A 20882-nucleotide genomic window follows, 5' to 3' on the forward strand; every position below is an offset into this window, starting at 1 on the left:
AATAAAATGAGGTGATGGATGAAGAATAATACAGAAGGAGAATAAGTAGGCAGCCACGCCGTGGCCGCCTGGGGTCATTACATTTTTTTGCAGTATGCAGCAATGATCACCATGTTAGTACCTGCCGCTTTACCTGAGATATGCAGAGGGTTATCTGTTAGGCGAATACCACGAACAGCGGTACCTTGTTTGATGACAAGGTTAGAGCCTTTTACTGGAAGATCTTTGATGATTGTGACGTTGTCACCCGCCTCAAGAGCAGTGCCGTTTACGTCTACTGTTTTGATAGCGTCAAGTTCAGCTAGGGCAATGCCTTTCTCTGCCCACTCAATCATGTCTTCTTCCATGTACATCATATCAAGCAGATCTTGGGCCCATGTTTCAGAAGACAGACGCTTAAGAAGACGGTAAGCCATTACCTGAACAGCTGGCTCTTGGCTCCACATGCTGTCATTCAGGCAACGCCAGTGGTTTTGATCCAGTGTTTCTGCGTCTTCGATCTCTGTACGGCAAGTTCCACATACCATCACACAGCTACCTGCTGTTTGGTCAGGAGAAGCAGGAACTTCATAAACGCTCAGACTGTCTTCTGATCCACATAGTTCACATTTAGCGCCAGAGCGCTCTTTAACGATCGATTCAATGCTCATAGGAATATTCCAAGGAAGTGTAATGGTCTTAGATACCATACAGGTAATTGTTCGGTTTATTATGCCATTTAATTCTGAGAAGAAAAGGAATGAAGATCAAGATCACATTACTCTCATTTTGACTTACGAACAAAAAACAGTCTAACCCGATAAGAAGGTAAAAATAATGCAACAAAAATGTAGGAGATATTGTTGAGTTGGGACTAAGATCAAAGTGCCTATCCAAGTAGTTACAGAAAAATAAATAGGAAAATGTATGAAAAAGGCACTTTTTTTACTTTCAGCTTTAGCACTTATTGGTTGTGATGATGAGGATGTCGTAAACACTGTATCAGGTAATGCGGAAGTCTTTGCCGTAACCGGAGCTGAAATTGAGGGAGCGCAAGGTTATACCAGTGTCGACAGCTTGTTGAATGTATATCGAATCGAATTACCTGACGAGTTTCCCGCGGGAACTGAAGAAACCTTGGATAATAAGTTGGGTTCATTAGGGATCGATATTGAAGATACGAGCTGCGGGGTAATTGATACCAGCGGTGATGTCTGTTTTGGTGCTGGCAGTGACACGGTCTGTGTACCCGATGAAGTAACCAAGTTAGGTATTAAACTCTATACCATTGATATCGATGAAGTGAAACGTGCCTATGACAATGGTTTCTATCCTAAGTTAGCTGCAGAACTGTTAGGTGATACATACTCTGACTTTGATATTGAAAGAGTGAGTTGCTCAAGTATTGATTTGTAGTCGGTCAATATGAATAAGAGTAAACCTTACGATGATTTTATTGGGGTTTACTCTTTTCCCTTCCGCTTAAAATAAACGGCATATACGTTTCATACTTATAGTTATATTTCATTAAATGCCTCGCATTTTACTTCTTCTCGTACTCTTTGATTTCGCCATTTTTGCTATTTTAACAAACGCTTATAGGGAAGAGATGGTGAATATCGATGAAAAGGAAATGTATTGGTGTCCTTGCGGGTATATTGTTCAGTATACCAACAATTGGGTATACTGCTGATGTTGAAAGCTATGTGGTTGGTGGTACGCCCGTCAGGCCTGGTGATGATTTTACTTGGATGGCTTCATTAAGAAATACGACTGATAAAACATCACACTTTTGTGGTGGTAGCATTGTAAATGATAGGTGGGTCCTCACAGCAGCTCATTGTGTGGTACAAGGTGAAGTGGGCGGAGAATTTACAGTCCCTCCAAACAAGCTTGCCGTGATGGTTGGTGCCTTGGATACTGAAGTTATTGACCCTTCAGATTTATATCAAGTTAGTCATGTTGTTGTTCACCCAGATTATTCTCCGAATGCAGAAATTAATGTTTCTGTAGATGAAGATGGCAAAGTAACAACTGAAGTACTTACGCTAGCATTAGATAATGATGTTGCACTTCTTAGGGTAAATCGATCCTTTCCATTTCCTCGAGTAAAACCTATCAAAATGGCTAGCAGCCAAACAGCAGATACCTTAGAGGCTATTTTAACTAGCGAGTGGATTGAAGAACAACGTCCAGAGAATGTCATGGTCACTGGCTGGGGATCTACGAATAGTGATGGTACTGGTGTATCAAACACATTAATGTCTGCTGACCTATCATATTTACCGATAGCAGAATGCTTCAATTTGCTTGAAAGAGGCAATGATGAGCATGTCATTATCGATGGACCTCAGAATAAAACGAAAGTATGTGCTTTACCTCCTGATGTTTTATTCGATGAAGAGGGGGAGTCACTTGGTTATGGCCCAGATTCTTGTAAAGGGGATAGCGGAGGTTCATTGGTAACTAAAGACTCTGATGGCAACTGGGTACAATTAGGTATTGTAAGTGGGGGGCCGGTTGGAAGCCCACTTTGCGGCGCATACTTGCGTCCTGGATTCTACGCGAGAGTTGGAACTTACTATGACTGGATTGAGGAAAACGTTGGTACTATTCCCGATAAACCAATTTCTAATCCAGACTTTATTGAAGAATCAGCCACAGATAGTGGTAGTGGCAATGAGACAGGTGACGGAAAGACTGACCAAGAATGTGATCCTGACGTTTCAGGTATTAGCCCAAATAACTGTGCGCTTGATTCGGACGGAAGTGGCGGTACGGTAAGCTTCTTGGGCTTAGTAAGCTTGCTAACTATATTGTTGTTTCGGCGCCGTTACACTTAAGAATTATTAAAGCAAAACAGCCACCCCGGAGGGTGGCTGTTTTTGTTAGCGGCGGAAAGAAACGGCTTCTTTACCTTCTGCCAGCTCAATATGCGTAACTGCAGGCTGGGTTTCTGCAATGACGTTACCGGCACGAATGGAGTACCGAACTGGCACTTGGCGTCGCACTGCATCAAAGCCATTTTCTGCTGGAAGAATTAGCAGGTTGCCTGGCTTGCCTAATTCAATACCGTAATGGTTTTGAATGTTTAGCGTTGTTGCAGAGTTAGTACTGATCAAGTCCAGAGATTGATTGATTTGCTCATAGCCCATTACTTGACAAACATGTAGCCCCATATGCAGAACCTGCATCATGTTAGCAGTGCCCAGTGGGTACCATGGGTCAAAAACATCATCATGGCCAAAGCAGACATTGATGTTTGAAGCGAGCATCTCCTTCACACGAGTCACACCGCGGCGTTTCGGATAATCATCAAAACGGCCCTGCAAGTGAATATTCACCAGCGGGTTGGCGACAAAGCTGATCCCTGACATTTTTAGAAGACGGAACAGACGTGAAGCATAAGCGCCGTTGTATGAGTGCATTGCAGTCGTGTGGCTAGCTGTTACCTTGTCACCCATTTCAAATTTATGGGCAAGTGCGGCAAGGGTTTCCACAAAGCGAGATTGCTCATCATCGATTTCGTCGCAGTGAACATCGATAAGGCGATCGTACTTACGAGCTAGCTCGAAAACATAATGCAGAGACTCTACACCATACTCACGAGTAAACTCGAAGTGGGGGATAGCGCCGATTACGTCAGCACCTAGCTTAACGGCTTCCTCAAGCAGTTCTTTGCCGTTTGGGTAGGACAAAATACCTTCTTGTGGAAATGCCACAATCTGGATATCAACCCATTCTTTCATTTCTTCACGCACTTCAAGCATTGCTTTTAGAGCAATAAGTGTTGGATCTGAAACATCAACATGGGTTCGTACATGCTGTACACCATTGGCGATTTGCCACTTCAGTGTTTGTTTTGCACGTGATTTGACATCTTCAATAGAAAGCATGGACTTACGCTCAGCCCAGCGCTCAATTCCTTCGAATAGTGTGCCTGAGATATTCCAGTTAGGCTCACCCGCTGTTTGCGTAGTATCCAAGTGAATATGAGGCTCACAGAAAGGTGGCACAGCCATACCACCTTCACCATCAAGTACAGCGCCGTTGAAATCAACGTGCTCGTCCATTGGCTTGATGGAATGAAATTTACCTTCGTTAATCAGTATCTGATGCAGGCCATCCTTGCCTTTGATGGTGACGTTTTTTATTAGCATATTTGAGGTTTGCATCTTAGTTGTCCTTACGCGTTACTAGCACAAGCTTCTGTTTCGCGATTTAGCATCGGGTTAAGGATAAGGTAGCTGATGGCACCGCCAAGTACGGCATTGATTGGAACAACACCTGGCAAGAAATGGCCAGCAGCGACACCTACAGCAACACCGATGATTGCAGCCCAGTTAACTGTTTTGAACTCTGCGTTCGCGAAATCTTTGTAACGATGACGGTTTTTAATGAAATCTGCAATGATAATACCACCAATCGGAGGAATCGCCGCCGACAAGAAGGTTAACCAACCAACGAAGTTGTTATATAGCCATAGTGCACACAGAGTACCGATTAGGCCGTTAGCCATTGAGAGATATTTACTTGGCAGGCCAGTAACATTCGAGAAGCCAAGGCCAGAAGCGTAAAGCGCATTATCATTGGTCGTCCAAATGTTCAGGCCAAGTACAATAATGGCTGGAATTAGAAGCCCTTGGGCAATCATTACTTCAGAGATATCAGACTGACCAGTAGCGGCTGCGCCCGCGGCTCCGAAGATGAACATTAGCGAGTTACCGATAAAGAAGGCGATCATCGTAACCATGACAGCCCCCATTGGCTTTTTACCGAAGCGGACAAAGTCAGCAGTCAATGTGCCGGCTGAAACGAAAGAGCCAACAACTAGCGCAAGTGCGGTTGAAAATTCGATAGGGCTTTCTGGTGTAATGGCTTTTAGGCCGTCAATACCGCCAGTACTGCCAACAGCTTCAAAAACCGAGTAACCACCAAGCAAGGCAATGGCTGGAACAGCAATAGCAGAAAGCACCATCAATGCTGAAATGCCAAAGTATACCGTTGCTGTCATCAGCAAGCCTGACACCAGAATCAGAACGTTGGTATCAATGCCTGTGGCTTTCTGAACTGGAATGGCAAACATCGCGACTCCAACGCCGAACCAACCGACCTGAGTACCGCCAAGAAGTAAAGAAGGAAGCCAAGAGCCTTTAGAGCCAAAAGAGAATCGAGCAAGAAGGTGAGTAGAGAGACCAGAAGAAGCGCCGATGTATCCGAGGAAGGAAGTGTAGATACCAAGAATGAGGTTACCAATGAGAACAGCGAGGAAGAAATCATCAAAGGAAAGCCCCGTTCCTAATGTGCCTCCTGTCCACATACTGGCTGAAAAGAAGGTCAGTCCCAGCATCACCATGGTCAGTGAAACTACTCCTTTACGTGCCGACTTTGGCACAGGTCCTAGACTGTAGTTGTTATCGCCAGCCATTGAAACACCCCTAACGTCATTAAAATAATAGTACTGATTTACAGATAAACGGCGCGTATTTTAGTGGATAAAAAAATGCTGTCAAATTTGTTTTGGTGATTTTTTTGAGTATTTGCAATGTTGTTTATTTAAGTCGTTTTATAACAATGATTTACATTTATTGGTATGAGTGACTGTTAAAAAAGAAAACGTTTGTCTTGCGGTGTTTGATAGCTGTTGTTGCCAAAGAAAATCTAACAGCTAAGCATTTCGCGTTCATAATGCAGATACCACAACTTTGCTCTGTGTTGTTTTATATGAAAACGATTTCTTTTCGTTAAACCATAGCCTTAAGCGCTGATAATTGGCGAGCTTGTGCTATTTAGTGTGTTTTGGTTGTTAAAATCATGGTTACGCTCTAATTATTGGTTTTGATGGGGTTTTTCTAGGGTTTAGTTGGTGGGTTTTGGGTGGATAAAGAGAAGTTAATGTTTTTTACGTTGCTTGAATGGAATGTCACGCTAGCCTGTGGATAACTTTATTATCCACAAAACTTGTGAGTAACTCTGTGGGAAATGGTGGAGAGCTAATCCCCATGCTGGCTTCAGTAAAGTCAATACCTGTGTTCATGAAATCATTATAAAAACATCATGAAAAATAAAGGTTATTGACGTAGCTCAATTTTGCTTTTTTGCGAGAAAAGTCTGTGTATTTTGAACGCAATCAGTATCTGAAAGCATGTCTTAGCCTTGATTGCAGTAGATAGAGGCATGATAATGCTTTCTTAAATGATAATGATTTCAATAAGTGTAGTATTTTGTGTCTAAGATCCTGGTTGTAGATGATGACATCGTTCTCTGTGAGTTACTTCAGGAAGTACTCGAAGAAGAAGGGTATGACGTTCATTGTGCACATTGTGGGAAGACAGGGCTTGCCTACTTGCAAGAGCAGCCTGTTGATCTAGTTTTGCTTGATGTCATGCTTCCGCATATTGACGGTATGCAAATGGCTCGCAGAATATGCCAACGTTTTGCCACGCCAATTATTATGTTGACCGCATTGGGCGATGAAGCCTCATTACTTGATGGACTTCAAGCTGGCGCTGATCATTATATGGCGAAACCTTTTAAGGTGCCTGAATTGCTGGCTAGAATAAAATCTACAATGCGTCGTGTTGGATTAGAAAAACAACGTGGCAGTAATGTATCAACAGACGTAGGTATCACTGAACAGCTCAGACGAATTCCGTTAACGGGTACCGAAAGCGAATTGTTGGAATATCTTGTCAAGCATAATGGTATTGTTGTCTCTAAGGCCGAATTGCAAAAGGCTGTGCTTAAGAAAGAATTGAGCCCATTTGACCGTAATCTTGATATGCATATCAGCAACATTCGTCGCAAAATAGTTCAATCTGGATTACCAAAACAACATATAAAAACCGTAAGGGGAAAAGGGTATAGCTTCTTGGAAGTTGTCGGGGCGTGAATAAAATAAAAGAGTGACGCTATAAAGCGCCACTCTTTAGTTTTACTTGCTGTAAGAACTAGCAATATTGTCGATACGCTGGTTAGCGCGCATAGCTTCTTGGTAAGCAGCGTCTGATGCTGCACGAGCATCGTTAACTGCACCAGCCATTTGATCTTGTTGGCTTTGTAGTGCGCCTACCTGATCAGAGAGCATATCTACTTTATTGGTTAGTTGCTGCATTTGGTCAACTTCATCTGAGCTAGAACAACCGATAAGTGTTGCACTCAGAATAATACCGGTAAGGATAGATAATGAACGGTTCATTTTTCTTTCTTCTCCTTTGTTTGCCACTACAGACTGTTCGATAAAAGTTTCAGTCGGCAAATTCATTATGGCAGAAGTTGCGCAAATTGCTGCTTAAAGTGAAGAAAGAGTCAGATTTTTTTCTCTCAAAGATGAGAAAACCCGCCTGAGCGGGTTTATTTATGCGGAGTGTAGAAATTATGCAGGTGTGTTCTGTGCGGCAAGAATTCGGTTGATAGCATCGACCAATATATTCGGGTTCAGGGTATGTTGCACTTTTTCAACTAGGGTGCCATCGGCTCGGAGGAAATAAAAATACGAGCTATGATCAACCGCATATTCCAATGCTGAGTTTTCAAGTTCTGTTCGCATGTATAGCACGCCATATTTTTCGGCCAGTGCTTTTGTCTGATTAGCACTTCCTGTCATACCTATAATTTTTTTATGGAAATACTGTGCATATTGAGCACTCTTTTCAGGCGTGTCGCGTTCGGGATCTAAAGTGATAAAGATCGGCCACAGTTTATTTATCTGCTGATCATCGATCTGTTTCAAGGCGGCTGATAAGACGGCAAGTGACGTCGGGCACACATCAGGGCAGTGGGTGTAGCCAAAATAGATCACCCGAATTCGTTCATCTTCCGGGTTGTATAAATCTACGTTGTCTTTCCCGCTTTTTAACAGGTTAATAGGTTCACTGGTTTGTGCCGTAGGCGGTTGGCGATCAACAATCACGCTGGTGATAAATCCAGCCGTCAAGGCAAGCGCGAGTATAATCCATTGATATTTCACTTGATCATCCTTACTGAAACATTAACTGGTTGTTCTGAGCTATTGGCTGGAGGTGTGATCTTTCCTTGCCAGGTCATTTCGTCAGATACGCAAAATGGTAATACCAATTCTCCAGAATAAAGGTCGGTACCTATTTGTCGAACGAGTTTTTGTCGGTAGATCCCCATCATCATTTCTTGCCCTTCAAGGGTCAGCACCAGTGTGTCTGCCTCGGATGGTAATGATGGCCACTCTATCTGAATTTTAGCTGCTTCCATCGGCCTGATGATATTTCTATCTAACTTAATGTTCGTTCCATCGATGACACAGTTTTCATTACTCAACAAGCAGTAAGTATCTGCTGAGTCAACATTGCTGACTGTGCCGTAGTTGCTGACCATTACTTTGAGCTTTGGAAGTCCGTAATGGAAAAAAAAGTAGCTCCCTGTAAAAGCAACGAGAGCAAGTAAAACATATCTATAACGTTTACTGCGTACCACTTGCTGTATCATCTCTCTGTATTGCACTGATTTGTGAATGTTATCACTGACTTGGTTAAGGGAATCGAACAGATGTTGATTTTTGTGAGGAGGGTACGAGTTGCCAAAGCTGATACTGATTGTAGGTTGTTAATCATGTGATGGGGTGTTAGCAACTGTTTGTAAGGTATAGAAAATCAGTTAATCTCTTGAGCTCACTCGCCGAATGTGTAATTAGGATCACTTTTTTAATATTATAAAAGGTGATGTATACCGCAAAAGTATTATCTATTTGGAATAGTATTTCATTCATTGAGTTTATGTTGAAATAAATCACTATAAGGTAATGACAATGAAGAAGAATGCTGTATCTGTAGGTATGTTCTTAGCTGGTATGTGTCTTAGCTCTTTTAGCTTCGCGGGTGATCTTCCAAATATCAAAATTCTAGCAACCGGTGGCACTATTGCCGGTGCTGGGCAATCAACTACTGAGTCAAACTATACGGCTGGTAAAGTAGGGGTAGATGCACTGATTGAAGCTGTACCTGAAATGACAAAACTTGCGGATATTTCTGGCGAGCAGGTTGTTAGCATCGGCTCACAAGACATGAACGATGAAGTGTGGTTGAAACTGGCAAAACGCGTGAATGAGCTACTTGCTAAAGATGATGTCGATGGTGTGGTGATTACTCATGGTACAGACACCATGGAAGAAACTGCATACTTCCTTGATCTGACTGTTAAAAGTGATAAACCTGTCGTCCTTGTTGGGGCAATGCGCCCGTCCACAGCAATGAGTGCTGATGGCCCGGTAAACTTGTACAACGCTGTTGTGACAGCAACAGATACCGAGTCGACTGGGCGTGGTGTTTTAGTGGCTATGAATGACACTGTCTACGACGCACGTGATGTAACCAAGACAAATACAACAGCAGTAAATACATTCCAGTCGCCAAACACCGGGGCGCTGGGATATATCCATAATGGTGATGTGAAATACCAGCGTAGCCCAGAGCGTAAGCACACAACTGAAACTGTGTTTGATATTTCAAAAGTCGATAGCTTGCCGAAAGTCGGTATTGTCTATAACTACGCCAATGCTACAGCTCTTCCTGTGACAGCGATGATGGAAGCGAACTATGACGGTATCGTCAGTGCGGGTGTGGGTAACGGTAATATGTATCATACCATTTTTGATGAGTTAGCTAAGGCGAGTAAAGAGGGCACTATGGTCGTACGTAGCTCTCGTACTGCTTCTGGCTCAACAACATTGGATGCAGAAGTCGATGATGACAAATACGGTTTTGTTGCCGCGGGGTCTTTGAACCCTCAGAAAGCACGGATACTTCTAATGCTGTCTCTTACTCAGACGCAGGACTACCAAGACGTCCAGAAGATGTTCCAGTATTACTAAGCAAAATCACAGAGTAACGGAAATACATTCGTTTTCGTAAAAGGTGATAGAAAGCCGCCAAGATTCTTTGGCGGCTTTTTCTTTATTTATCAGCGACTTTTTCAAGTCCCCAAACCAAACCTATGCCGAGTACCATCGCCACAATAGCATAGCCAAGTAGGGCTGGTTGGCCTGTAACATGCTCGAAGCTGAATGGAGACAGGTTTTGTTCAATTAACGGCACTTGTTCACCGCTGGAGTTTGTTCTCCAAGTCAACGTTTCTTTCCAAGGCCAGATCTTGCTCAACGTACCAATCATCAAGCCTGTCAGGAAGGTTAGGGCGATATCACGATAGTTTCGTAGCACCCAAGATAAGACATGTGAGAATGTCAGAAGCCCAATCGCACAGCCACAGGCGAATAAGCCTAGTGTGATGATATCCAATGACTTTGCTGCACCTAGAATTGGCGCATACATGCCTAGTAGAAGAAGAATGAAGCTACCGGAAATACCAGGCAAAATCATTGCGCAGATAGCGATAGAGCCAGCTAGCAAGATATTAAAGTAAGTAGGTTCAAGCGTTAGAGGATGTAAAACAGTGATGCCATAGGCGAAAATGGCGCCGGCGATCACAGCCACAATACGTGATGGCCCCCAGTGAGTGATCTGTTTGAACATATGGATCACTGAAATAATGATCAGACCAAAGAAGAATGACCACAGAGGGATAGGATGAGTGTGAAGCATCCAGGTGATAAAGCGCGCTAGGGTAAAGATGCTGGTCAGGATCCCCGATAGCAATAGTATCAAGAAGGTACCATTAACGTGGTTGAAAGCCGCTTTAAACCCATCTTTGCGCCAGATGCCTATCAGGCTAGGATTAACGCGTCGAATGCTTTCGAGAAGCGTGTCATAAATACCTGTAATAAATGCGATTGTTCCGCCAGAGACGCCAGGAACAACATCAGCTGCTCCCATTGCCATCCCTTTAAGGAAAGTAAACACTTTGCTCATACTTTTCCGTCAGTTACCGATGAGAAATAAACTGGCGCTATTATACCTACAATGAGTGAAAAAAAAGTGTTTTCCTGCTGCCGTGAATGAAAATGGACATTTTTTTGACCATGGCTTTGCTAATTTAACTGCGTTTACAGTTAGTTTGGGTCAGTTGTGGTGAATTCATTGAAAAATAGACGCTTTTTAAAGTTTGCAATGGTAGGGGCTGGTGGGTTTCTTGTTGATGTCTTAGTCACTTACATGCTCTCTCAGGTCGTTTTTGCTGAGCTGGCAAGGGGAGTAGCCTTTTGGGTTGCTGCATCTTCAAACTGGTGGTTGAACAGACAGTTTACCTTCTCTTCAAATCAAAAAGAGCAACCATTGAAGCAATGGCTACAGTTTTTGGGTGCGTCGAGTATTGGTTTTTTGCCTAATTGGGGATGTTATTGGCTGTTGATGAATAGTGATATTGGATTGGCCACCTCATCAATACTCTCTATCAAGATATCAATATGGTGGCCATATGTTGCGATGGTGCCAGGTATATTACTTGGAATGGGTGTGAATTTTATCCTGTCAGACCGTTGGGTTTTCCGTTTGGCTGCAACAAGATAGTTGCAGTACACCCCTGATGTTTGTTGGTTTGGTGGCTGAGCTGCCAATGATATTTACGGCAGATATCGGCCGCAATTAACAGCCCCAAACCATAGCCTTTGCTGTTGTTGGTACTGCTTTCTAGGCCAATGCCCGTGTCTTCAACAGTGATTGACGATGGCGTCATTCGAATGATGACATGGCCTTGTTCAGTGTAAGCAAATGCATTTTTGATAAGATTGCCGAGCAATATCTTAAAAGCATTTTCAGGCATCTTCACTGTGATAGCCTCTGGGACTTCAACATGCCAGTTAACCGATTTGCCGGTGAGTAGTGAAGTATGGGCACTCGCAATCTCAGTTAACTCTGCTTGATCAACTTCTCTGATGATTACCTTATCTAAATCTTCTTCACGCGTGAGTGACAGTAAGGTTGTCACAAAGTCATTCATCTCTGTACTTGCTTGTTGTAAACGCTTTTGTTGTTTTGCAATAAATTTAGGGTCGTTCGATTGGCCAAGCAGAGAAATTGCCCCCTTCATTACCATAAGAGGGGTACGCAGCTCGTGACTGGCATAGCGGTTGAATGAACGCTCACGATCGAGGAGTTCTTGAATGTGAGTAACATAAAGGTTGAAGCTATCAACCAACTGCAGAACCTCGCGCGAAGTGATCCCAGAAGGTGGTGAGATAGGTGACAGATCATTGGCCCGACGTGAATCGATATCATTGGCTAGCTGGGTCAGTGGGTTTGTCAGTCTGTCCGAGACTTTAAGTACAACAATGAAGCTGACAATGAGAAGTATCATCGAAATACCAAGCTGTTTCAGTTGGTTATTAAAAACCTGCTCTTCACTGATTTCATAGATATCATCGGAAAAGAGTAAATAAAGATCTTTTTGTTGGTTACCTACCTGGACGGAAGTAACCATGGCAAAGTATTCAGTTTCGTTGGTATCTGTTTTTATCTCAAAAGCTTTGTTTTTGGGCGAGTTCTTGGCAAGGTTGATTCCTGATGGGATCAACTCAGGATCAAGGTATGCTCTGGTAAAAGGGGGAATAGCAAAGTGAGTGATATCATGTTGTTCTTGTAATACCTCACTAGCAACAGCTTTAGCATGCAGTAAGCGGTTGTTAGCATTGATATGTTCAAAATCTTCTAGGGTCGCATCGAGTAGCGAAAAGTGTAGTGAGATGATGGCGAAAGCGATTATCGAGAAGTAGGTTACTGTTAGCTGCTTGGCACTTTTTACTTTACTTAAATGTTGCTTCACAGCTCGTCCTCATCCACTAATTGGTACCCGACTTTTGGCACATTCTTAATATAAGCGTGTTTGAAAGGCTTATCGATTTGGTGGCGTAGTTGATATATATGGCTTCTTAGTACATTTCCTTCCGGTTCATTGTCTCCCCATAATGCAGCAATCATTTCTTGCTTGCTGACGACTTTCGGTGCCTTAATCATCAATAGCTTTAGGATTGTAAAGAGTGTTGGATTTAGGGAGAAAGAACAGTTACCACGCTCAACAATATGGGTACTCAAATCCAGCGTCATTTCGCCAAAATTTAGTGTGTTTAAAGCCGTTTCGCCCATTCGGCGACGAGTTAATGCTTTTATTCTGGCTTCTAAGATCTCGAGGTCAAATGGTTTGACTAAATAGTCGTCTGCGCCGTGCGAGAAACCTTCTAATGTATCTTCCCGAGTGTCCCTTGCCGTTAACATTAAGATAGGGGTATCGATGCCGCGATCACGCAATTTCCGGCATACTTCAAAACCATCCATTTTAGGCAACATTACATCCAGAATGATGAGATCGTAATGTTCGGTACTACCTAGTTCAAAACCGTGCTGACCGTTATTTGCATAATCAAGCGTGTAGCCTTTGATTTCAAAAAAATCGAAGATAACACCTGCAATATCTTGGTGATCTTCCACCAGTAATAACTTCATGTAAGTACCTAAACCAAAATGAATAATTCGGTGCTCAAGAAGAAAATAGCACCTTTCAATGTTACTTTATCATGACACAGTGGGGAGTGAAAAAAGTGTCAATGACCTTTTTCTCACAAGGTTTCAAATAACCTATGTCGCATTACTTATGTTATGCCATTTGAGGTTAGCTATGTCTTCTATCACTGTTCTTTCGCAACACCGGGAGCGGCAGTCCCATTTCAGACAAGAAACCCCTTATATTTCAGTCATCATTCCTATGTATAACGAACAAGAGGTCCTTGCTGCTTGTCATGAAAGGGTATGCAACGTCTTGGATTCTTTGGGCAAACATTGTGAAATCATTTATATCGATGACGGTAGTTCAGACGATAGCTGGGAAATAGCAAAACAGCTGGGTAGTGAACATCACAGTATCAAAACATTGCGACTTAGCCGAAATTTTGGCAAAGAAGCCGCTATGAGCGCGGGATTAAAAGCGGTCACGGCAGAAGCGGCTGTGCTTATTGACGCGGATTTGCAAGATCCCCCTGAACTGATCCCTGATATGGTTGCCCAGTGGCAAGCCGGGTTTGATGTTGTTGATATGCAGCGTCGACGCCGTTTGGGTGAAGGATGGTTCAAGCGCTTTACGGCAGCTGCTTTTTACCAAGTCATGAACCGCTTGAGTGATATGCCAATACCAGAAAATGTTGGAGATTTCCGGCTAATCAATCGACGTGTTATTGATGAGATCAACAAGTTGCCAGAGCGAACTCGCTTTATGAAGGGGCTATTTGCTTGGCCAGGCTTCAAAAGGGTAACACTTCAGTTTGATCGAGACCCACGGCTTGCCGGTGAAACAAAATGGAATTATCGCAAGTTGATTCATTTGGCCTTCGAGGGGATTACCTCTTTTAGTACCCGACCGCTTCGTATTGCCACGGCAGCAGGACTGATTACTTCGTTTTCCGCCTTGCTGCTAGCGGTCGTTGTTCTTACCAAAACCCTAATTTGGGGAGACCCCGTTGCAGGGTACCCATCCATGATGATCGTTATTTTGCTCGTCGGCGGTGTACAGCTGTTGTCGATAGGGTTGATGGGGGAGTATGTCGGACGTTTGTTCATTGAAGCGAAGCAAAGGCCGTTATTTGTTGTGATGGAAGAAAATCACACAGTACCAAAATACATTGCCGAGGAAGTACAGGCATGAGCAAGCAACAATTATCAAAATTACCTTTAACCCAGTTTGCTATCTTAATGACAGTCGGAACTGTCATCGTCAGGTTGGCTACCTTGGGGTTTTATCCTTTAATGGATACGACAGAGGCTCGCTACGGTGAAATGGCCAGGATCATGTTTGAGACAGGCAATTGGATAACTCCGATGTTTGACTACAACGTACCGTTCTGGGGAAAGCCGCCACTTTTTACTTGGCTAAGTGCTGGTGGATTCGAACTGCTTGGGGTGAATGAGTTTGCCGCACGTGTCCCGCACCTTCTTGTCGGTATAGTGATCTTGGCTATTACTTGGCTGTTGGCAGCAAAAGTTCGAGAGAAAAAAGAGGCTTGGTTAGCGACCGCTATTTTGTCTACCACGACGGCATTTATCGTGATTTCAGGCGCGGTGATGACAGACACCGCACTGACATTCGCAGTCACCTTGAGCATGGTCAGTTTTTGGCTGGCGTGGGAGTCAGGTAGCCGGCTGTGGGGGTACCTGTTTTTTGTAGGCTTGGCGATAGGTATGTTGGCCAAAGGGCCTTTGACAATGGTGTTAGTGGGGATCAGCCTAGTTATTTGGATAGTACAAGAACAAAGGTGGCGTCGTATTCCTAGATGTTTACCTTGGAAAGGTGGCATCGCTCTTTTTCTAATTATTTCACTGCCGTGGTACTTATTGGCAGAGTGGAAAACCCCCGGTTTCTTAAATTATTTCATTATCGGCGAACATATTAAGCGCTTTGTGGTGAGTGGCTGGGAAGGTGACCTTTACGGCTCAGCGCATGATGAAGTGAGAGGAACTATTTGGGTGTTCTGGTTCTTGGCTGCACTGCCATGGGCGCCGGTATTAATGTATCAGGTGTCCCGTTTCTTCCGAGCCGGTGAAGAGGGTGTTCAAAGTAGCAATGGCTATATGGGATACTTGTGGTGCTGGATGCTATCTCCTATGTTGCTTTTCACAATGGCTGGCAACATCTTGCCTAGTTATGTGATGCCCGGTCTTCCTGCATTAGGCTTGCTGGTTGCGGGTTACCATAGCCAACAAAAGCTGTCGGAGAAAGTGTTCAAAGTTGGATTAATTACACCGGTTTTATTGGTATTCACGGCAATTTTGTTGGGTTATAACCTTTCAGGAAAAGAGTCTGAAAAAGTCCTGTTAGCTAAGTGGGAAAAGCAGGTTGAAAAAGAAAACAGTGAATTGATTTATATTCAAAAAAGACCATTTTCAGCGCAGTTTTATTCCGAAGGGAAAGCAAAACTCAATCAAGAGCCATTATCGACTTTGCTCACTGAGCCGAAAGAGGATGCGTTTTTTGTTATTGAGAAAGGCAAGATACCTGCAGGGTTCCTATGGGACAAGTCACGTTGCGAACTGAGGGCAGAATCGAATAAGCGCCAGTTGGTTCATTGTAAAGCGGGTTAAATTAAATTAAGAGCAACCAAGTACTTCAGGATTTCAATGATTGTTAGTTTAGATCGCAGATTGTGATGCCTGCGCTTGGTTGTTTTTTAAACTGTGACATGTGCATAAAAGCCCTTATATAAACTATGGAATTATGGCTTCAGTGAAATAAAAATGGAGTCTGATTATGTACCGAGATTTATTAGAAATCCCTGCAGAACATCAGTTTGTCCGTACTGATATGAAGTGGGATATAGGGAAAAAGCAAGATATTGACACCTTTTGGTATGATGAGAAAAAGGCAACCGGTGAGGTCGTGGCTAAATACATAGTTAAGGTGACTAAGTATATTTATCCGCCTCAGAAATCTGATATTAGCTTCAAAAAGTACTCAGCAGATGCACTCTCTCTTCTCGCCTCCGGTGATTTATCGCACTAAACAACAGTTGTAACACGTTTTATGAAGTGGCCTTCGGGCCACTTTTTTTATAGATAAAAGGCAACCTTTCTACTGTTCAAAAAGGCTGAGTATGTGACAGATATCAAGGAATGTAGGACGTCACTATTAACCATGTTGAATAAGATTTATCTGAGGAATACACTAGCCAAGTAACAAAATAAATGGAGTTTAATTTCAATATGATACCGCAAGATTCGACATTACGAGTGGTCAGACCAACTGATAACGTATCCCAAATTTCAACCATGTATCGACAGGCACTTGGTTTTGATTTACTCAAACAGTTTGAGGATTATGATGGTTTTGATGGTGTCGTTCTGGGGCATAAGCATCACCCATATCATATCGAGTTTGTGCACAAAATTGGCTCTGAAGTTGGAGGGGCACCCAGCCAAGAACACCTGTTGGTGTTTTATGTAGATTGCAGCCAAGCTTGGGAAAGGGCTTGCAGAAAAATGATAGACGCTGGTTTCTCAGTGGTTGAGTCAAGTAACCCGTATTGGGAACAAGTGGGTAAGACATTTGAAGATCTCGATGGATATCGAATAGTGCTGCAGAACCGCGACTGGGACTTCTAAACCGGTAGTATGATTGATATACAGTAAAGCTCAAGTTGAAAAACTTGAGCTTTTTTAATTCATTGGTTTTAAAACATTAATGCTTCTGGCGTGCGAGAGATTCGTAAGCCGATTTAAACATTAAGGTAAAACCTGCTTGTGTCAGTTCTTTTGCTGAGACTTCTGCTTTTTCTAGTCGACGATAGCACTCATCCAGAGCAAGAAGCACTGTATCTACTTGATTGTTTTCTAACTGTTGTAGTTGCATGACATTATTCCCATCAAGATAGCTTGCCAATTAGATGCTGTTGAAACCTTAATTCCCATAAAGCATACCGCTGCTTACATGAATAAACTCTGAACAAGGTTGTTCGTTTATTGCACATTGCAAGGAATCAACAAAGCTATAATAGAAAGCGGGTGTTAGTCGTCTGTCATGGTATTGTCAGGGCTATGTCAGAATGATGGTTGAAAGCGGAAATAAGCTGCGCAATTTCAGAAAGATAGGAAATTGCGCGAAGTTGGGTTGAGAGAGTTAACGATTAGTAATTCTTATCTATCTCTTCTAACTTGTGAAGAAACTCCTGTATTTGGACTTCATTGTTGTTATGAAATTCCGTTGTGGTCTGATTGATCACTGACTCAGGATCTTCATTCATGGTGTGGAAGTGGTAGGTATTGTGAAAGTTGATATCTAAGGTGACCTTATCATCTGCCAAACTCACACTGTAGCCATCAGGTGACTCAGTACATTTAATATCGTCAAGTTGGCTACCAAACTCAATGGTTTGACCTTGAGTTTTGATCTTCTCATAGACACTAAGCAGGGTGCGTACATCGACTCTGTTTTTCATCTTGGCCTCCATCATGTGCTAATGGTGCATGTTCATGCAGGTTTTATACAAAGCACGTTAAGTATACAAAACGAAGTTTTCCTACCTTAAATTTAGGTGTTTACTCTCAATCTGCAATAGAACTGATGAAAGGTTTATTCTAGATCAATTATTGCTATGGATGGGCCTCACATTATTGAATTTTAAAGAAATTGAAAATGTTGAAAATTCATGATGACGTAATAGAAATGAAGTGGTAGCTTGAAAGGTATGAACGACAACTAAACGGAATTTTAATCATGTTTAAGCAACTTGCCGAAGCGCAGCTTGATCCTATTCTTTCGCTTTCTATTGCTTATCGCGACGATCCCCGAGAAGAAAAAGTAGATCTTGGAATTGGTGTTTACCGCAACAGTCAGGGTGAGACACCTATCATGCAAGCGGTACAATTAGCGCAGCAGCAAGTACAAGCTAGCCAGAAGACTAAGGCTTATGTTGGTCTTGCTGGTAATGAGCAATTTAATCAGTCCATGATGGATTTGCTTTTGACAGGTACATCCGCTAAACCGCGTGCTGCTGCTGTACAGACACCAGGTGCCAGTGGCGCTTTAAGAATGCTGGCAGATTTAATCCACCTAGCAGAGCCTGAGACAACAGTTTGGATTTCAAACCCAAGCTATGTCAATCACAAGCCAGTGATGGAAGCTGCAGGCTTAAAAGTTCGCTATTATCCTTACTTCGATACGGTGACTAAGCAAGTAAATAGCGAAGCTATGTTGGCTGAGTTGGCAAAAGCGGGCCCTAAAGATGTGGTATTGCTCCACGGTTGCTGCCATAACCCAACAGGTGCTGATATCTCATTTGAGGACTGGCAGGCTATAACGGCATTGGCCAACAAGAACGGTTTCATGCCATTTGTGGATATCGCTTACCAGGGTTTTGGTGACGGCTTAGAGCAAGATGCCGCAGGCTTGCAGCATATGGCAGACAATATTGAAGAAATGGTTATTGCTACCTCATGCTCCAAGAATTTCGGCCTTTACCGTGAACGAACGGGTGCAGCTATTTTGATAGGGGAAACTCTGCAAGAAGCACAGAAGGCGAAAGGGCGTATCCTTAACCTTGCGCGATCTACATACACTATGCCACCGGATCATGGTGCGGCTCTCGTGTCGACGATTTTGAATGATGCATCTCTAACGCAAACTTGGAAACAAGAGCTAAATGAAATGCAACAGCGTTTGTTGACGTTGCGTGCTGGCCTAGTAAACGAAGTTCAAGCGTTAGGCTCAAATCAGTTTGATTTCATTCAGCAGCATAAGGGGATGTTCTCAGTGACAGGGCTTTCTCCGGAACAAATCGCTCGTTTGCGTGATGACTATGCAATTTATGCTGTCGGTGATGGCCGTATCAATATCGCTGGCCTACAAGAACAACACTTAGGCTACTTGGCCAAGGCGTTGGTATCAGTTTCTAACTAACATCAGCCTAGCTTTTACCCTGATATAAAAAATGGCCAGTTGAGTTCTGGCCATTTTTCTTTTGAGGATTGAAGAGCTAATTCATTCTCTATCAAAGTGAGTTGGTTAAGCGGCTAGGGTATGGCGCTGTATAAACTCGATAGAATGATGGTTGAACTCATCAGGGCGTTCAACATTACAAACGTGGCCACAGTCCTCGAACTCAGTGAGATAGCTGTGCTCATGTTTATTAACCATTTCTTTAACCGGCTTGATGAACATATAGTCATTTCCACCCATTAAATATAAGGTCGGAATTGGCAGCTCCTTCTCCTTGAAATACTTCATGACCGGATTAACGTCTGCAGCAAGTTTGAACCAGCGTTTGAACTCATTCTGACAGAGCTTCTTAGCGTCATTAACGAACATCAAGCGGGACTCTTTTTGTGTTTTCTGTGGCATGACAATATAAGCGAACAGCTTATAAAGCCACATATACGGAATGAAGTGTTTGCACATATTCCCAGCAGTCACTAGTACTTGGGATCGGGTATTCAAACGCGTGACTGCACCGCCAAGAACCATGGTTTTTACTCTGTCTGGTGCTAGCTCTGCAAGGTTACGGATAATGATGGTGCCTAGGGAGATACCAACAAAATGGGCAGATTGGATTTTAAGATGATTTAGCACCTGCACGATATCTGTTGTGACAGATTTAAACGTGTAAGGATTTTTAATCATGTCCTGAAACATGTTGTTTGAGCGACCGTGGCCTCTTAGATCGAGCAGGAGTAAGTTGAAGTGCTGTTTATAGGCCTTAATCTGCTTAAACCAGATGGAAGAGCTGCCACCTGCACCATGAACAAATACAACCCAGTCCTTGCTGGTTGGGTGAAGGTAAGTTTTATGAAACAACAAAGTATCTGACATGTATCGACTCATTTTGGTTTTCTGCGAGCATTATAACACGGTGCCCCCTAAGACTTAGCTCCGATGTGTGAAGCTTTGTAAACTTAAGGCTTAGGTAAAATTTAACTTATTGATAGTGAAGTTAATGATAAATATTGAAACCTCATTATTGTGATGCTTGTCACATCCTAGTGCGGGGGATGCTGCAGACTTGTACTACAAATAGCAAAAAAAGGCATAACCGTCTGGTTATGCCGCATAATTATGTAGAGCGATAATTATGTGTTAGATGTTAAAGCAACTGTAATCGGTCGACTTCTATTTCAGGGGTATTACCCCCTTCGTACTCACCGTATAGTCGCAGTCTTGTGGTGGCATTAATTGCTGCAGGCATGTTGATATCGTCATCTATCTCAACTTGGATCTCTTTTGTACCATCGCTGAAAATAAATGTATCAGCGTTGATTTGTTTGATCAGCTGACCTTCTACAATCGCCTCTTTCTCAGTAAACATGCTGGTGTCTTGAAGAAGCTCAGCAACGCTTACGGTTTCTACCGGGCCAGAGTAATTCAAAGCACTTTCGTTTTTGTCATGGTCTCCAGCAAAAGCAGCAGTTGGTAGAATGATAGCGGCAGTAGCGATAGCAATAACAGTTTTCTTAATCATAATTCGGTCTCCTTGTGTTGATGGTTCTATTAAACAACACAGGTTCTGAATT

The 20882-nt window shown here is 43.0% G+C and carries 23 protein-coding genes; 10 read left to right on the top strand and 13 right to left on the bottom strand.

Annotated elements, in window-relative coordinates; genetic code table 11:
- Positions 1-77: 77 nt before the first annotated feature.
- On the bottom strand, positions 78-650 hold the full coding sequence (locus ACXAD4_RS27585) for a PhnA domain-containing protein (RefSeq protein WP_317520272.1): 573 nt from the start codon (positions 648-650) through the stop codon (positions 78-80).
- Positions 651-906: 256 nt separating this feature from the next.
- On the opposite strand from ACXAD4_RS27585, the gene ACXAD4_RS27590 reads away from it, so the two are divergent.
- Together ACXAD4_RS27590 and ACXAD4_RS27595 are read left to right on the top strand one after the other, a co-directional pair.
- Complete coding sequence (locus ACXAD4_RS27590; protein ID WP_475245255.1) at positions 907-1395, top strand: hypothetical protein; 489 nt, start codon at positions 907-909, stop codon at positions 1393-1395.
- Between the two features lie 206 nt (positions 1396-1601).
- Positions 1602-2822 (top strand): S1 family serine peptidase, encoded by a 1221-nt coding sequence (locus tag ACXAD4_RS27595; protein ID WP_475245256.1) that lies wholly within the window; start codon positions 1602-1604, stop codon positions 2820-2822.
- A 45-nt stretch (positions 2823-2867) separates the two neighbouring features.
- Here ACXAD4_RS27595 and ACXAD4_RS27600 read toward each other — a convergent pair whose 3' ends face one another.
- Complete coding sequence (locus ACXAD4_RS27600; RefSeq protein ID WP_475245257.1) at positions 2868-4154, bottom strand: cytosine deaminase; 1287 nt, start codon at positions 4152-4154, stop codon at positions 2868-2870.
- An 11-nt stretch (positions 4155-4165) separates the two neighbouring features.
- Positions 4166-5407, bottom strand: a complete 1242-nt coding sequence (gene codB / locus ACXAD4_RS27605) for a cytosine permease (protein WP_475245258.1) — start codon at positions 5405-5407, stop codon at positions 4166-4168.
- Between the two features lie 798 nt (positions 5408-6205).
- Here codB and ACXAD4_RS27610 point away from each other — a divergent pair.
- The gene (locus ACXAD4_RS27610) at positions 6206-6871 is read left to right on the top strand and encodes a response regulator transcription factor (protein ID WP_475245259.1); all 666 of its coding nucleotides are present in this window, start codon (positions 6206-6208) and stop codon (positions 6869-6871) included.
- Between the two features lie 42 nt (positions 6872-6913).
- On the opposite strand, the gene ACXAD4_RS27615 is transcribed toward ACXAD4_RS27610, so the two are convergent.
- From ACXAD4_RS27615 to ACXAD4_RS27625, 3 genes are all read right to left on the bottom strand, one after another.
- Positions 6914-7177, bottom strand: a complete 264-nt coding sequence (locus ACXAD4_RS27615) for an Lpp/OprI family alanine-zipper lipoprotein (RefSeq protein ID WP_036821101.1) — start codon at positions 7175-7177, stop codon at positions 6914-6916.
- A 177-nt stretch (positions 7178-7354) separates the two neighbouring features.
- On the bottom strand, positions 7355-7948 hold the full coding sequence (locus tag ACXAD4_RS27620; RefSeq protein ID WP_475245261.1) for an SCO family protein: 594 nt from the start codon (positions 7946-7948) through the stop codon (positions 7355-7357).
- Entirely contained in the window at positions 7945-8439 is a 495-nt protein-coding gene (locus tag ACXAD4_RS27625; protein ID WP_475245262.1) for a hypothetical protein, read from the bottom strand. Before ACXAD4_RS27625 ends, ACXAD4_RS27620 begins: the two co-directional genes overlap by 4 nt.
- 319 nt (positions 8440-8758) lie before the next feature.
- Here ACXAD4_RS27625 and ansB point away from each other — a divergent pair, with 319 nt between their 5' ends.
- Positions 8759-9820 carry an L-asparaginase 2 gene (gene ansB / locus ACXAD4_RS27630; protein WP_317520258.1) on the top strand — a complete coding sequence of 354 codons (1062 nt, stop codon included), beginning with the start codon at positions 8759-8761 and terminating at the stop codon, positions 9818-9820.
- Positions 9821-9902: 82 nt separating this feature from the next.
- On the opposite strand, the gene ACXAD4_RS27635 is transcribed toward ansB, so the two are convergent.
- Positions 9903-10814: a polyprenyl-phosphate transporter gene (locus ACXAD4_RS27635; RefSeq protein WP_475245263.1), complete on the bottom strand. Its 912-nt coding sequence runs from the start codon at positions 10812-10814 to the stop codon at positions 9903-9905.
- A 168-nt stretch (positions 10815-10982) separates the two neighbouring features.
- Between ACXAD4_RS27635 and ACXAD4_RS27640 the strand changes: the two genes are divergently transcribed.
- Complete coding sequence (locus tag ACXAD4_RS27640) at positions 10983-11411, top strand: GtrA family protein (protein ID WP_475245264.1); 429 nt, start codon at positions 10983-10985, stop codon at positions 11409-11411.
- Here ACXAD4_RS27640 and ACXAD4_RS27645 read toward each other — a convergent pair.
- Complete coding sequence (locus tag ACXAD4_RS27645; RefSeq protein ID WP_475245265.1) at positions 11365-12663, bottom strand: sensor histidine kinase; 1299 nt, start codon at positions 12661-12663, stop codon at positions 11365-11367. The two genes, ACXAD4_RS27640 and ACXAD4_RS27645, sit on opposite strands and share 47 nt — an antisense overlap.
- Complete coding sequence (locus ACXAD4_RS27650; RefSeq protein WP_475245266.1) at positions 12660-13340, bottom strand: response regulator transcription factor; 681 nt, start codon at positions 13338-13340, stop codon at positions 12660-12662. The genes ACXAD4_RS27645 and ACXAD4_RS27650 overlap by 4 nt, the downstream gene beginning before the upstream one ends.
- A 172-nt stretch (positions 13341-13512) precedes the next feature.
- Between ACXAD4_RS27650 and ACXAD4_RS27655 the strand changes: the two genes are divergently transcribed.
- The 4 genes from ACXAD4_RS27655 to ACXAD4_RS27670 all read left to right on the top strand — a co-directional run bounded on the left by ACXAD4_RS27655 (position 13513) and on the right by ACXAD4_RS27670 (position 16982).
- Positions 13513-14532 carry a glycosyltransferase family 2 protein gene (locus ACXAD4_RS27655; RefSeq protein WP_475245267.1) on the top strand — a complete coding sequence of 340 codons (1020 nt, stop codon included), beginning with the start codon at positions 13513-13515 and terminating at the stop codon, positions 14530-14532.
- A complete protein-coding gene (locus ACXAD4_RS27660) occupies positions 14529-15965 on the top strand; it encodes an ArnT family glycosyltransferase (protein WP_475245269.1) in 1437 nt (478 codons plus the stop codon). Before ACXAD4_RS27655 ends, ACXAD4_RS27660 begins: the two co-directional genes overlap by 4 nt.
- A gap of 166 nt (positions 15966-16131) precedes the next feature.
- Entirely contained in the window at positions 16132-16383 is a 252-nt protein-coding gene (locus ACXAD4_RS27665) for a hypothetical protein (protein ID WP_475245270.1), read from the top strand.
- A gap of 200 nt (positions 16384-16583) precedes the next feature.
- Complete coding sequence (locus ACXAD4_RS27670; protein WP_475245271.1) at positions 16584-16982, top strand: VOC family protein; 399 nt, start codon at positions 16584-16586, stop codon at positions 16980-16982.
- 76 nt (positions 16983-17058) lie between these two features.
- On the opposite strand, the gene ACXAD4_RS27675 is transcribed toward ACXAD4_RS27670, so the two are convergent.
- Together ACXAD4_RS27675 and ACXAD4_RS27680 are read right to left on the bottom strand one after the other, a co-directional pair.
- Positions 17059-17229, bottom strand: a complete 171-nt coding sequence (locus ACXAD4_RS27675; RefSeq protein ID WP_475245272.1) for a hypothetical protein — start codon at positions 17227-17229, stop codon at positions 17059-17061.
- 274 nt (positions 17230-17503) lie between these two features.
- Positions 17504-17815, bottom strand: a complete 312-nt coding sequence (locus tag ACXAD4_RS27680) for a DUF3081 family protein (RefSeq protein WP_475245273.1) — start codon at positions 17813-17815, stop codon at positions 17504-17506.
- 278 nt (positions 17816-18093) lie between these two features.
- Between ACXAD4_RS27680 and ACXAD4_RS27685 the strand changes: the two genes are divergently transcribed.
- Entirely contained in the window at positions 18094-19275 is a 1182-nt protein-coding gene (locus ACXAD4_RS27685; protein ID WP_475245274.1) for an amino acid aminotransferase, read from the top strand.
- A 105-nt stretch (positions 19276-19380) separates the two neighbouring features.
- Here ACXAD4_RS27685 and ACXAD4_RS27690 read toward each other — a convergent pair whose 3' ends face one another.
- Positions 19381-20184 (bottom strand): alpha/beta fold hydrolase, encoded by an 804-nt coding sequence (locus ACXAD4_RS27690; RefSeq protein ID WP_475245275.1) that lies wholly within the window; start codon positions 20182-20184, stop codon positions 19381-19383.
- A gap of 271 nt (positions 20185-20455) precedes the next feature.
- Positions 20456-20827: a YgiW/YdeI family stress tolerance OB fold protein gene (locus ACXAD4_RS27695; protein WP_475245678.1), complete on the bottom strand. Its 372-nt coding sequence runs from the start codon at positions 20825-20827 to the stop codon at positions 20456-20458.
- Positions 20828-20882: the final 55 nt, after the last annotated feature.

This window comes from Photobacterium sp. AWH4_225, from assembly GCF_056158405.1.